The following is a 13,038-nucleotide window of genomic DNA, read 5'->3' on the forward strand; positions in this document are numbered from 1 at the left end:
ATTCAACTCCCTCTCTCCGCCAGAATTTAAAAACCCGAATCACATGATTCGGGTTTTTTTATATTTAATTTTATCCATCATCCCATCAGTAAAAAAAATTATCTGCTTAGATCTTAAAATATTATTATCTATCGCCTTAGGCAAAGGCATTGAATTAATACCAGTCCTCGTTCATAAAAATCTTTTGCAACACAACACTTACGCTCAATTCTATTTTTAAAAATCTTCATTTTTCATCAGCCAAAAAACTGATGAATTGTGCAGTTTCTGTACGCCATTCATTTCAGGTTTTTATTTATGTGTTCAAACAAAAAACTGGCACAGAAATAGCTTAATTTTATTGTCATCAAAGCTATGTTATGTTGCTTATAAATCAACTAAAAGGAGAATAAAAACCACAGGATAGAAAGAAATAACCAAGTGAACCGAGCCATTCAAATTTGAAGTTAAAAAATAGATACACTGCTATTCGGAGAGCGAACATGAATAACAGCGCAAACTATGCCAAACAGATTAAAAATGCAAAACGTGGCGGTTATACCCCAACTATTGCCAAGGACATCAATAAACATAAAATTCAAAAAGCCTTGAGACTCATCGAACAGTGGAGAAGCCTCGCTCAAGAACTCAAACCTCAAATGCAGTTTGATATGGCCTTTACTTTAGAGGAATGTGCACAAGAATTAGATCGCATCCTGAAAAACAGATAAACCTTATAACCGACTCATATCCAGAACCAATCCTGTGCTTTCACCCTCGCCCATATCTGCACATATGGGCCATTTCTTTGCACATAATCAAAAACAGAACTTTTCATCCATTCGGTCAAAATAAACAAATCCTGCCGAAACAGTTTAAACGGTTATTTTTTGGCTTGCGTGACCCAAAAAAATCTGTAAAATGCACTCCACCATGCCGGCATAGCTCAGTTGGTAGAGCAACTGACTTGTAATCAGTAGGTCCACAGTTCGAATCCGTGTGCCGGCACCATATCTTAGCCTCGCTTTTAGTGAGGCTTTGATGTTTCTGGGTTTTAGTATTTTGAGCTGAGTCTTCTTGCACTTTCTAGTGCTTCGATTGTGCCGTCACTTGCACATATCTCACAATCCCTTCCTGATATAATTTTCGGCCTAGTTTCGCTGTCATCTGAATTTTAAAATGATCCAGTTTTGAACCTTGGGCCTGATCATCTGATGCTTTTGAATTCAAAGTTTTTTGCACATAATCCGCAAAGCCTGAAAATACCGGCTCGGACAGATCCTGAATCTGGATATTTTTAAATTCAAAACGATCCAGACAGGCATATAATGCACCCACTGTCATTAAATCTTTTAAATTCACATCGGCAGATTTCAATAAAAACTGATATTTACGCCGTTGTAATGCATTTAAATTTTCCCAACGCTCGGACAAAACCAGATGATGAAAACCAATCCGTGCATTTGAATTTAAAACACTGCGGACCTGCTCCAAGAATAAAGGCACAGGACTGTGATAAGCCGCATCCAGGCACAACACCACATCAAAACGCTGGGAAAATGGCAATTCTTTTAAACGCAAAAATGACGCCTGATAAATGGCATTCAGTTCTGGTAAATATTGCTGAATATTGGCCACACAGGCAGCCTGCAGCTCAACCCCGGCCAGATATTGCACCTGATAATGTTGCTGCCAGTGCAGCAAGCTGGCGCCCTGACCGCAGCCTAAATCCAGCAGTTTATCTTTTGAATTTAAACTTACAGTTTGCGCAAGGTGATCGGCCAGCATACGACAGGCAGCCGCATAATCCTGCTGACCTGCTTGCCAATACCCTAAATTGCTCCAGGGCAATTGCGCGTGATCGCCCAACACAGCGGCATCAATCGCATACTTGTGCTGGGGAAGGCGCTGACGCAGTGCCTGAAGCCATTGCATGGATTAATAACCCAGTTGCGGTGCAACCTCGACCACAGGTTTTAAACCCTCAAATGGTAAAGGTGCACCCAAAATTTCCGCAATCTTCATCGCTGAGGTCACTGCCGATTCCAGAATTGGCAAACCGTCACATGACCATGAACCGCAGAAGAAGACTTTACGATTGGCATCCAGATGACGTTGCTGCAATTCCTTATTCAGTGCCACGGTATTGGCATCGACCACTGCACGCGTTAGCATCACCGATTTGATCACTTTTTTCGGATCAATCTCGGTTACCGGACGCCAGGTCTGAAATACGGCCGACTTGCCGACCAGAGAAGGTTCAATCGAGTTAAGCCACACGGTAAATTGCTGACGGGTAAATTTACGATCCATCATATAGCTGAGTACGGCCCAGTCTTTACGCTTTGGCGGCATCACGCTGGCATCGGTATGGATGACCAGTTCACCCTGTTCGAATTTGAATTTCTTCAATAATTCAATTTCACTGGCAAACTGTTCTGGATCCAGGAACTCCTCAATTTTGGTGGTCGGTGTCGCGACAATCACCCGGTCAAACAGTTTTGAATAACCGGCCGCATTTTCAACTTTGACCTGATCGCCCTGCTCTTGTACCAGTGTGATCGCTGAACCGTCTTCAATATGAATGCCTTCAATCAGCTTGTCGACAAGCGCCGGTGTACCGCCTTGCAAACGCAGTAAAGCATCACCATCGGTCAATTGACGCAGGAAAATTAACAACGGTTTAGCTGGCCATTCACCAATGGTTTTCGGATTGCAGGTACAGATGGTATATAGCACCGGCATCACCGCACCATGCCAGAATACTTCTTCAATCTCGTTGCGGTTGATAAATTCTGCCAGGCTGATGTCCTGATTTTTCGATTTAAAGAATTTGGTCAATGCAACTTTTAACTGCAACAGGCCTTTGACCAGACGCCAGCCATACTGCTGCAGGCCTTTACGGTTATTGATAATCGGGATATTGCCAATTCGGCTGCGCGATGTGGTCAGCCAGGTTTCAGTTTTATCTTCAAATAACCAGCTGCAGGCCATATAGGTCCGCACCGGATAAGTTTTAATGCCCAGATGCGTGGCCAGACTCAGGGTGTTTTTCCACAGATAGGGATTCATCACACGTAAAGGTGCGTCAATCAGGCCCCCTTCAAATTCAAGGCTATGACTGTCCATGCCGCGACCTGGAAGTGCTTCAAAAATCGTGATGTGATGCCCTGCGTCCTGGAGAATTCTGGCTGTAGCCAGTCCGGCCATGCCACTACCAATTACTGCGATATCCAAACTGATCATCCGTCATTGAAAAACTACAGAAATTATGTACCATGCGCCAATCAAACAGGTTATTAAAATCTTCCAGAATATATGTTTTTCGTAAAGGCCTTTTTGTTCAATTTCACCTGCTTTTTATTCATTTTTTTGCAGCAGTTAAAATTCCATCAAATATAGGATTTTATTTATATTTTTATTTAAAAGATAAAAAAATTACTTTAAAAACAAATAATTTAATTAACCATTTTTATAATCCTTGGTTGACAAAAACTTTTAAAATACCTATGATTCGCAGCATAAGAAAACCATAAATTCATCCGGTTCCATTCAGATGCGTTTATGCGAAAATTGTTTAAAACGACAAGAAACTACAGCGCCTTATAAAATAAAAGCCTCTGCGAAAGCAGAGGCTTCTTTGTTTTCAGGCCTGGTTGATCATGCAGCATGGTATTGAGCTTACTTTATTGCCTCTCATAAGCCGCTTAAAAAGCATAGAGTGCAATTCCTCAATCCTCATGTTGTTCTCAAATAGAAATCAAATGGCATGATTTTTTTGTCTAGAATTCATAAATCTCTAAACTAAAAAAATAAAAAATCCAGCAACTTATGCTGGATTTTTCGCTTCAAAGAACTAGGTTCGAATTAGATTTTACCCACCAGGTCGATTGACGGCGCTAGTGTAGCCTCGCCTTCTTTCCATTTTGCTGGACAAACTTCACCTGGGTGCGCATGTACATATTGTGCAGCTTTCACTTTACGAAGAAGCTCTTGGGCATCACGGCCAATACCACCCGCGTTGATTTCAATGATCTGGATTTTACCTTCTGGATCAATCACGAAAGTACCACGATCTGCCAGACCTTCAGCTTCAATCAATACTTCGAAGTTTTTAGACAAAGTCCAGGTTGGATCACCAATCAATGGATACTGGATTTTACCAATCACCTCAGAGGTATCATGCCAAGCTTTATGGGTGAAATGAGTATCGGTAGACACGCCATAAATTTCTACACCCATTTTCTGGAATTCAGCATACTGATCAGCAAGATCGCCTAATTCAGTTGGACAAACAAAGGTAAAATCTGCAGGATAGAAAAACACCACTGACCATTTACCTTTCAGGTCTTGCTCAGAAACTTCGATGAACTGACCATTGTGGTAAGCAGTTGCATTGAATGGTTTGATTTCAGTATTGATTAAACTCATGATATATTTCCTCTGGCTTATTTCTGGGATTGCTTATCTTGTGAAGCTAGAATACGAAAAATTTTAAAATAGGTAAAACCGCAAGTTTTTATAAAAATGATCGCTTTTTTAGATCATAAATTTCTATCAGTATTTATTATCTTATTTATTTTCTCGATGCAGAGTTGTCCCCATCAAAAGCAACCTGATGTTTTAAGATTTATGATTCTTTTAATAAGTCGGGCTTTATTCAAACTTAATATAAATCTCGAGGATATAAAAAACCCACCGTATTCAGGTGGGTTTTAATGATAATTTACCGTTCTGATAAATCAAAATGGTAAGTCATCATCTAGATCTGCTGCAGGCGCTGCTGTTGGAGCAGGTGCAGATTTCGGCGCAAAACCACTCGGGTTATTGTTGCCATAACCGCCGCCCTGATTGTTGTTAAAACCGCCTTGCTGTGGCGCTGAACCATAACCTGATTGCGGGTTATTGCCATAACCACCCTGGTTGTTGTTCACCTGATTATTGTTATTAAAGCGTGGCTGGTTAAAGCTGCTCTCGCCCTGATCATTTTGAGGACGGCTAGAGTCTAACATCTGCATTTGTTCACCACGAATTTCCGTCGTATAGCGCTCCTGACCATTCTGGTCAGTCCACTGACGGGTACGTAATGAACCTTCAATATATACTTTTGAGCCTTTACGAAGATATTGCTGTGCAATTTCACCTAAACGGTTATGCAACACGATACGGTGCCATTCCGTTTGTTCTTTACGTTCACCGGTACTTTTATCTGTCCACGAATCGCTGGTTGCGATCGAGAATTGAGTGAGAGAGCCACCATTTGCAAAAGTTTTGGTTTCCGGATCTTTACCCAAAGTACCCACTAAAATAACTTTATTTACACCACGCATTTGCCGTTTACTTCCTATATATTTCTGTATTTTACTTTATAAGAGTTATGCTTAAATGGCTACCTCTTTACCCAACAAGTGCGTTAATTGTTGTCGCGAAGCATCATCAATCTGCTGTTTATCGACTTTTACATAGGCAACTTGCTGTTCAGACATCACCACGACCTCTTCAATACCACGAATCGCCAAAAGCTGAGAAGTCCATTCGTCAGTTTGTCTGCTTTCCGGCAAACGCAACACCAGCGATGACAGATAGCGTGGCTGTGCCAGGCCAAAACTCATCAGCAGCCAGATTATCGCAATCCCTGTCAGGATACTCCAGCCCATCGAGGTATTGTTCAGCAGTAATAATTGTCCGCCAATCATACCGCCAAAGAACGCCCCTAAAAACTGGCTGCTGGCATTTACGCCCATTGCGGTGGCTTTGGACTGGATCGGTGCCGCTTTCGACAACCAGGACGGCAACAAGGCTTCCATCACATTAAAAGCAATAAAGAACAGCCCTAGACCAATCAGCAAGACATATTTGGATTCAAAACCAAATGCCATCACCATTAGGCCCAGAATAATGCCAGTAATGGCCACCAGAAAAATCGCGCGCATTTTGTGGTATTTTTCTGCCAGGATAATACTTGGAAAAGCAAAAAACAGGCTCAGCACCAACAGCGGCAAATATACCCAGCCATGACTGGACAGTGGCAGATCAGCAAATTCGATCAGCTGCGAAGGTACATAGATAAACATCGCGGTGAGCAATAAATGCAGGGTAAAGACCGACACATGCAGACGGTTCAGATCCCCGATTTTGATTACCTGTTTCAACTGTGCCAGATAGCCCTGCTGAAAGTTTTTATGATGCCGCGTGACTTTAGGCACCATCAACAGCATGGCAATCGCCGCCAGGCCCATCACCGTGGTCACCCAGAACAACCCAGAGATACCGACCAGACCCGTCAGCCAAGGCCCCAGACTAAAGGCCACCACAAAAGACAGGCCGATACTCATGCCCATCATGGCCATGGCTTTCATGCGGTTTTCTTCACGGGTAACGTCTGCCAGCAGTGCCATCACCACAGCGGATACCGCACCACCACCAGCGATTGCACGGCCGATAATCACGCCATAAATGGTGTCCGACATGGCCGCAATTGCACCGCCCAGCGCAAATAGTAGCAGCCCTAAAACCACCAGTGGCTTACGGCTATAACGGTCCGCAATCAGGCTGAATGGAATCTGTAACAGTGCCTGGGTCAGACCATAGACCCCGACCGCCAAACCGATCAGTGCAGGCGTCGCATATTGATATGCCTGCCCTGCCACAGAAAATACCGGGATAATCATAAACAACCCCAGCATGCGCAGTGCAAAAATACTGCTCAGGGCAAAGGTTGAACGACGTTCTAAAGCATTCATCATAAATTATGGCGATTGGGTTAATTAATCTGGAGCCCAGATTATAGGACATTCAGCTCATTAATAAGACATGAATTTTATTTGAAATAAAGATGATGCCAATCTAAAAACAAAAAAGCGCAGCAGGAGCTACGCTTTTTATTCAGGAACAGCGCTTTATTTGTCTAAAGCCGCCTGACGCTTTTTGTATTGAATCGAGGCAAATACTGCCCAGACAATAAAGGCTACACCGATCAGACCGGTTACCACTTCTGGCACATGCAGACCGGTTCCGCTGGCAATCATAATGAAAGCCAGTGCACCGATGGCATAATGCGCACCATGTTCCAGGTAGATATAAGCATCCAATGTGCCCTGCTCAACCAGATAAATCGTCATTGAACGGACAAAGATCGCACCAATTGCCAGACCAAGCATGATGATGACCACGTCTGAGGTAATCGCAAAGGCACCGATCACGCCATCAAAACTGAATGAGGCATCCAGGACTTCTAAATAGAGGAAACCACCAATACCCGCTTTCACTACACCCGTCGGTACGCCATTTTCATCATGACGAATCGCATTGCCTTCTTTATCGACTTCTGGTTCACCACCGAGCATATGGCTCAGAACCTGCACCCCGATATAAATCACGATGCCCCAGATCCCGGCCATAGTCACTGCCAGACGTTTGGCTTCATCGACATTGGCTGCCATGATTAACAAAGCCACCAGTGCAATAAACACCGACATCGCCGGCACATTGGCCAGATTGGACAGACGGCGTTCTACGCGTCTAAACCAGTGCGTGTCTTTTTCTTCATCCAGGAAGAAGTTCAGGAATACCATCAACAGGAAAGCACCACCAAAAGCAGCAATTTCAGGATGATGTGCCATTAAACGTGCTGAATATTCTTTCGGATCATTCAGGGCCAGACGTACCACTTCCATAAAGCCCAGGTCTGCAGTCACTGCAACAATGACCACTGGGAAGATCAAACGCATCCCGAAAACTGCAATCAGAATACCGACTGTCAGGAACAGCATTTTCCAGAAATGATCCCAACCCCGTAGGACTGAGGCATTGACAACCGCGTTATCAAAGGACAACGACACTTCCATAATCGCCAGAATAGCGGTAATGGTCAGCGCTGTGAGCATGGTTTGCAGGCCTGCGTCAGGACCATGGGTATAACCCCAATACGCAGACAAACCAAGACACACGATCGAAAATGCAATCGAGAAACCAAAATGTTTCAACATACACAACGACCTTGGATAAATTAAATAAATGTATGGCTGCGAGAGAGCAGCTATACGAATAGGAAAAGTTAAGCTAATTATGAAACTTTTAGCGCATAAACCAAAGCACTTCCTGAGCTGTTTTATCTTATTTTCTGTTTTTAAAATTTGCCGATCTTTTAAACAGCCCGATCTTTGCTATAGTGCCGCATGGTTTAACTTGAACTGCGAAGGATTTTCAGCATGAGTTTTTCACAAGAGGTATGGCAACGTAATCTCGGACTTTATCAGAAGACCCTGGCCCTGCCCTTTAATCAGCAACTGGCGCAAGGTACTTTAAGCCGTGAAGCCTTTAGTCATTATGTGATTCAGGATGCGCATTATTTACTGGCCTATGGCCGTGCACTGGCCGTGTGTGCCGCCAAAGCTTTTGAAGCGGACGATGTAATCCAGTTTGCCGAGGCAGCCAAAATTGCGATTGTGGTGGAACGTAGCCTGCATGATGGCTTTATGCAAGATTTTGGCATTAGCAAAGAGCAATTTGAGCAGACACCGTTGACGCTGGCATGTCATCACTATACTTCTTATCTGACTTCGACCGCCTGGTCAGAAAGCTACCCGGTGGTGCTAGCCTCGTTGCTGCCTTGTTTCTGGATTTATGCCGAAGTTGGTAAAGATATTGTCGACAACTCTGCGCCGAATAATCCGTATCAGGCTTGGGTGGATACCTATTCAGGAGAAGAATTCCACACTGCGGTGCGGAATGTGATTGCGACCGTTGACCGTGTTGCGGCGCGTGTTGATGCCGATACACTAGAAAAAATGCATGCAGCTTATACGCATGCGGCCCGTCTGGAATGGTTGTTCTGGGACAGTGCCTTTGAGCAACGCCAGTGGCCTGGTCTGGATGAATAAGACGGACGAATAAAAAAAGCCCTGTTTAAGATAGGGCTTTTGGGTTATAGCTGATCAAAAAATTTCTACTGTCATAAACCGATCATAAAAACGGCTTAGTCTGAAAAAAACAAGGATAGAACTGGCCGGTACGCTAGACCTAGCTATAAGCCCCAAATTGCCGAACAATAATTGAGAATAATTATCAATTAATAAAATCAATCCCGGAAAGAGGCAGATGATATGCACACTTTAGGCACCGAAGCGATTCGGGCATTTTTTACCCTGCAATGTTGCTGGCTCAATAATGAAGAAATCTATTTGGAACAAGGCTGTCCAGATTGTAGCTCGGCAGCGACTTATCTGATTTACCATACCAACACGCATATCCAGAAACATCTGCTGAAATTTATTGAAAAGTATCGCTGTCATCAGGCGCGACGTAACGATTTGCTCGACCTGGATTTTTTCCAAAAAGACTATGAGGACTTTCTGCACATTCTGGAAAATGAAGTCAATTTTTATGCACGTCTGCATCATGATGTGTCACGTGAACGCTGCTTTGAAGAGATCGAGTCTATCTTTGAACGCCATTATGCAATGGCTTATTAGGTATTGGCCTTGTACATGATCATTGTGAATATTTAAATGATCTGCTGTTGTGTTTCTTAATGTTGTGATGAATTGACCAATCACCGACATAACTTGACGTTTAAAATACTTTTATTTGCACTTGAACATTTTTCATCCGGTATCATATAAGGGTTTTTGATGAATATTCTAGGATCCTTGCATGAGCCAAAGCCACATCCGTATTCGAGGCGCACGTACCCATAACCTGAAAAATGTGAACCTTGATATACCACGCGACAAGTTTGTGGTGATTACGGGACTGTCTGGTTCAGGAAAGTCCTCGCTTGCCTTTGATACCTTATATGCCGAAGGTCAGCGCCGTTATGTGGAATCGCTGTCTGCCTATGCCCGCCAGTTCCTCTCCCAGATGGAAAAACCGGAAGTGGATTCTATTGAAGGCTTGAGTCCAGCGATTGCCATCGAACAGAAATCTACCAGTCATAACCCGCGTTCGACCGTGGGTACCATTACCGAAATTTATGACTATTTACGCCTGCTGTATGCGCGTGTCGGTACACCGTTCTGTCCTGAACATGATCTGCCGATGGTGGCACAAACGGTTACTGAAATGGTCGATGCAGTCAAAGCATTAGAAGAAGGCACTGCTCTTTTACTATTAGCACCGGTGGTGCGTGAACGTAAAGGTGAATATACGGCGCTGTTTGAACAGCTACAAAGCCAGGGTTTCGTCCGCGCCCGCGTCGATGGCGAGATCATGGAAATTGATCCGCCACCAGAACTGGACAAAAAGAAAAAACATACCATTGAAGTGGTAGTCGATCGTTTTAAAGTGCGTGATGATCTGGGCAACCGTATTGCCGAAAGTTTTGAAACGGCGCTGCGTCTTGGTGGTGATATTGCGATTTTATCCTGGATGAAGGGCGAGCATAACGATCGCGTATTTTCAGCCAAGCACTCCTGCCCGCAATGTGACCGCGCGGTGGCTGAACTGGAACCGCGTTTATTTTCGTTCAACAACCCTTTTGGCGCCTGTCCGGTCTGTGATGGTCTGGGGATCCGCAGCCATTTCAGTGCCGACAAACTGATTCCCAATCCTGAAGTCAGTGTCAGTCAAGGCGCGATTCGTGGCTGGGACCGTCAGCGTCCTTACTATTACAGCATGATCCAGAAAGTCGCCGAGCATTTTGGTTTTTCTCTGGAAACTCCATGGAATGAACTGGATGCTGACACCAAGAAAAAATTTCTGTACGGCACTGGCAAAGAAAAAATTGATCTAAGTTATATCGATGAACGTGGCCGACGTCATAATCGGGTCATTCCTTTTGAAGGGATTTTGCCGCATCTGGAACGCCGTTATCATGAAACTGAAAGTAATTATGTGCGTGATGATCTGGCGCAGTATTTATCCAATGCTGCCTGTGATGCCTGTGATGGTTCACGTCTGAATGAAATTTCGCGTAATGTGAAAATTCTGGACAAGACCATTGCTGACATTACCCGCATGTCGATCGGCGATGCTGAAAGCTATTATCAGGGTATTCATTTGGAAGGTGCACGGGGTGAAATCGCCGACAAGATTTTCAAGGAAATCCGTGAACGTCTGCACTTTCTGGTTTCGGTCGGCCTGAATTATCTCAGCCTGTCGCGTTCTGCCGAAACTTTGTCTGGTGGTGAAGCGCAGCGAATTCGTCTGGCCTCACAGATCGGTGCTGGCTTGATGGGCGTCATGTATGTGCTGGATGAGCCATCAATTGGTCTGCATCAGCGTGATAACGACCGTCTGTTACAGACCTTGATCCGTCTGCGTGATCTGGGCAATACCGTCTTGGTGGTCGAGCATGATGAAGATGCGATTCGTGCCGCCGATCATATTATTGATATCGGTCCGGGTGCCGGTGTACATGGCGGGCATGTGATTGCCGAAGGGACTTATGATGAAATTCTGGCCAATCCTGACTCGCTGACCGGAAAATATTTATCTGGCAAGTTAAAAATTGAAGTCCCGAAAAAACGGATTCAACCGCCTAAGCCTGAGGAACAGATCAAGCTGATGGGGGCATCCGGGCATAACCTGAAAAAAGTCGATCTGACCATTCCGTTGGGCATTATGACCTGTGTCACCGGGGTGTCCGGTTCAGGTAAATCGACCTTGATTAACCGGACTTTATTGCCATTAGCAGCGACCCAATTGAATGGTGCCACCACCCTGACGTCGGAAAAATTTGAATCGATTGATGGTTTGCAGTTCCTCGACAAAGTCGTGGATATTGACCAGAGCCCGATTGGACGAACCCCACGTTCTAATCCGGCGACTTATACCGGTCTATTTACCCCGATTCGTGAGCTGTTTTCCCAAACTCAGGAAGCCAAGGCACGCGGTTATGCTGCCGGTCGTTTCTCGTTTAACGTGAAAGGTGGCCGCTGTGAAGCCTGTGAAGGTGACGGCATGATCAAGGTGGCGATGCACTTCCTGCCGGATATGTATGTGCCATGTGATGCCTGTCATGGCAAACGCTATAATCGTGAAACGCTGGAAGTGAACTACAAGGGCAAGAATATTTCCGATGTCTTGCAGATGACCGTTGAAGATGCGATGCATTTCTTTGATGCCATTCCGGTGATTCACCGTCGTCTGGAAACATTGCATCAGGTGGGTCTGGGTTATATCCGTCTGGGTCAGTCTGCGACCACTCTTTCTGGTGGTGAAGCACAGCGTGTCAAACTGGCGCGTGAACTGGCCAAACGCGATACCGGTCAAACCCTGTATATTCTAGATGAACCGACCACAGGTCTGCATTTTCATGATATTGCCAAACTGCTGGATATCCTGCATCAGCTCCGTGACAAGGGTAATACCATCGTGGTGATTGAACATAATCTGGACGTAATTAAAACTGCCGACTGGGTGGTGGACTTAGGCCCTGAAGGTGGTTCGGGTGGCGGTATGATTGTCGCGGAAGGAACGCCTGAACAGGTCGTGAAAGTCAAAGCTTCTCATACGGGTAAATTTTTGAAACCGTTGTTGAAATAAAAATCTCCTCCTAGCCTCCTCTTTGATAAAGAGGAGGCATTCCCTCCTTTCGCAAAGGAGGGTTAGGGTGGATTAAAAAAATAAATCTATTCTTAAATTTGTTTGAGGGGGAACAAAATGCGATTTTCTGAAAGATATGGTTATAAGCCCGTACGTGACATTATTCAAAAAGAAAGTATAGATGATGCTTTAAAAAATGGTTTGTGGAGTGTTTTTCATAGCTATATTTGGAATCGGATTGAACATGGACATAATCAAAGCTCTTTTACCCGTAATTCAAATATATACTCGTTAGTAGAATCTTATTGGCTTAATCTTTTTAAAAACCCTACAGATACCATCCCTCAATGGACATCTGATTCTTTAAAAATAATTAGAGATTACTTTTTTAATTGTGCATGGCACGAAATTTATAGCTTGATTGAAGAAACAATTGAGCACTACCCCTATCAAAGAGTAAGTAATAAAGATTCATTTATAACTAATAGATCTCTTTCATAAATCAAAAAATGATCTTCTTTTTGGTTAATATTTGCACTCCAAATTTCTTGGCATTCGTGCATAATCTGCGGA

The 13,038-nt window shown here is 44.1% G+C and carries 12 protein-coding genes and 1 tRNA gene; 7 read left to right on the forward strand and 6 right to left on the reverse strand.

Features of this window, described 5'->3' with window-relative positions:
* Positions 1-482 precede the first annotated feature (482 nt).
* Positions 483-710 carry a hypothetical protein gene (locus NI464_RS11525; protein WP_004647282.1) on the forward strand — a complete coding sequence of 76 codons (228 nt, stop codon included), beginning with the start codon at positions 483-485 and terminating at the stop codon, positions 708-710.
* Between the two features lie 204 nt (positions 711-914).
* Positions 915-990: transfer RNA gene (locus tag NI464_RS11530), tRNA-Thr, on the forward strand.
* A 75-nt stretch (positions 991-1,065) separates the two neighbouring features.
* Here the strand turns inward: NI464_RS11530 and NI464_RS11535 are convergent.
* Positions 1,066-1,914, reverse strand: coding sequence for an SAM-dependent methyltransferase (locus tag NI464_RS11535; protein ID WP_253138566.1), 849 nt, complete (start codon positions 1,912-1,914; stop codon positions 1,066-1,068).
* A gap of 3 nt (positions 1,915-1,917) precedes the next feature.
* Entirely contained in the window at positions 1,918-3,225 is a 1,308-nt protein-coding gene (locus tag NI464_RS11540) for an FAD-dependent oxidoreductase (RefSeq protein ID WP_253138568.1), read from the reverse strand.
* Positions 3,226-3,257: 32 nt separating this feature from the next.
* Here NI464_RS11540 and NI464_RS11545 point away from each other — a divergent pair, with 32 nt between their 5' ends.
* Entirely contained in the window at positions 3,258-3,515 is a 258-nt protein-coding gene (locus tag NI464_RS11545; protein WP_153566911.1) for a hypothetical protein, read from the forward strand.
* Between the two features lie 331 nt (positions 3,516-3,846).
* Here NI464_RS11545 and ahpC read toward each other — a convergent pair whose 3' ends face one another.
* From ahpC to NI464_RS11565, 4 genes are all read right to left on the reverse strand, one after another.
* Positions 3,847-4,410, reverse strand: a complete 564-nt coding sequence (gene ahpC, locus NI464_RS11550) for an alkyl hydroperoxide reductase subunit C (protein ID WP_253138570.1) — start codon at positions 4,408-4,410, stop codon at positions 3,847-3,849.
* 311 nt (positions 4,411-4,721) lie between these two features.
* A complete protein-coding gene (gene ssb / locus NI464_RS11555; RefSeq protein ID WP_253138571.1) occupies positions 4,722-5,309 on the reverse strand; it encodes a single-stranded DNA-binding protein in 588 nt (195 codons plus the stop codon).
* A 51-nt stretch (positions 5,310-5,360) separates the two neighbouring features.
* Complete coding sequence (locus tag NI464_RS11560; protein ID WP_035340698.1) at positions 5,361-6,725, reverse strand: MFS transporter; 1,365 nt, start codon at positions 6,723-6,725, stop codon at positions 5,361-5,363.
* Positions 6,726-6,878: 153 nt separating this feature from the next.
* On the reverse strand, positions 6,879-7,967 hold the full coding sequence (locus tag NI464_RS11565; protein ID WP_004729211.1) for a DUF475 domain-containing protein: 1,089 nt from the start codon (positions 7,965-7,967) through the stop codon (positions 6,879-6,881).
* Between the two features lie 222 nt (positions 7,968-8,189).
* Between NI464_RS11565 and tenA the strand changes: the two genes are divergently transcribed.
* From tenA to NI464_RS11585, 4 genes are all read left to right on the forward strand, one after another.
* Positions 8,190-8,861, forward strand: a complete 672-nt coding sequence (gene tenA, locus NI464_RS11570; RefSeq protein ID WP_004729210.1) for a thiaminase II — start codon at positions 8,190-8,192, stop codon at positions 8,859-8,861.
* A 222-nt stretch (positions 8,862-9,083) separates the two neighbouring features.
* Entirely contained in the window at positions 9,084-9,452 is a 369-nt protein-coding gene (locus NI464_RS11575; protein WP_004729209.1) for a hypothetical protein, read from the forward strand.
* 181 nt (positions 9,453-9,633) lie between these two features.
* Positions 9,634-12,465 (forward strand): excinuclease ABC subunit UvrA, encoded by a 2,832-nt coding sequence (uvrA, locus tag NI464_RS11580; RefSeq protein WP_253138572.1) that lies wholly within the window; start codon positions 9,634-9,636, stop codon positions 12,463-12,465.
* A 117-nt stretch (positions 12,466-12,582) separates the two neighbouring features.
* The gene (locus tag NI464_RS11585; protein ID WP_253138573.1) at positions 12,583-12,966 is read left to right on the forward strand and encodes an AbiJ-NTD4 domain-containing protein; all 384 of its coding nucleotides are present in this window, start codon (positions 12,583-12,585) and stop codon (positions 12,964-12,966) included.
* The last annotated feature ends 72 nt before the right edge of the window (positions 12,967-13,038 follow it).

Source organism: Acinetobacter lwoffii (assembly GCF_024129685.1).
GTDB classification, from domain to species: Bacteria; Pseudomonadota; Gammaproteobacteria; order Pseudomonadales; family Moraxellaceae; genus Acinetobacter; species Acinetobacter lwoffii_X.

Bases quoted from the DNA above. Each gene is read 5' to 3' on its own strand.
- NI464_RS11525 (WP_004647282.1), top strand. From the start codon at position 483: ATGAATAACAGCGCAAACTATGCCAAACAGATTAAAAATGCAAAACGT.
- NI464_RS11535 (WP_253138566.1), bottom strand. From the start codon at position 1,914: ATGCAATGGCTTCAGGCACTGCGTCAGCGCCTTCCCCAGCACAAGTAT.
- NI464_RS11540 (WP_253138568.1), bottom strand. From the start codon at position 3,225: ATGATCAGTTTGGATATCGCAGTAATTGGTAGTGGCATGGCCGGACTG.
- NI464_RS11545 (WP_153566911.1), top strand. From the start codon at position 3,258: ATGCGCCAATCAAACAGGTTATTAAAATCTTCCAGAATATATGTTTTT.
- ahpC (WP_253138570.1), bottom strand. From the start codon at position 4,410: ATGAGTTTAATCAATACTGAAATCAAACCATTCAATGCAACTGCTTAC.
- ssb (WP_253138571.1), bottom strand. From the start codon at position 5,309: ATGCGTGGTGTAAATAAAGTTATTTTAGTGGGTACTTTGGGTAAAGAT.
- NI464_RS11560 (WP_035340698.1), bottom strand. From the start codon at position 6,725: ATGATGAATGCTTTAGAACGTCGTTCAACCTTTGCCCTGAGCAGTATT.
- NI464_RS11565 (WP_004729211.1), bottom strand. From the start codon at position 7,967: ATGTTGAAACATTTTGGTTTCTCGATTGCATTTTCGATCGTGTGTCTT.
- tenA (WP_004729210.1), top strand. From the start codon at position 8,190: ATGAGTTTTTCACAAGAGGTATGGCAACGTAATCTCGGACTTTATCAG.
- NI464_RS11575 (WP_004729209.1), top strand. From the start codon at position 9,084: ATGCACACTTTAGGCACCGAAGCGATTCGGGCATTTTTTACCCTGCAA.
- uvrA (WP_253138572.1), top strand. From the start codon at position 9,634: ATGAGCCAAAGCCACATCCGTATTCGAGGCGCACGTACCCATAACCTG.
- NI464_RS11585 (WP_253138573.1), top strand. From the start codon at position 12,583: ATGCGATTTTCTGAAAGATATGGTTATAAGCCCGTACGTGACATTATT.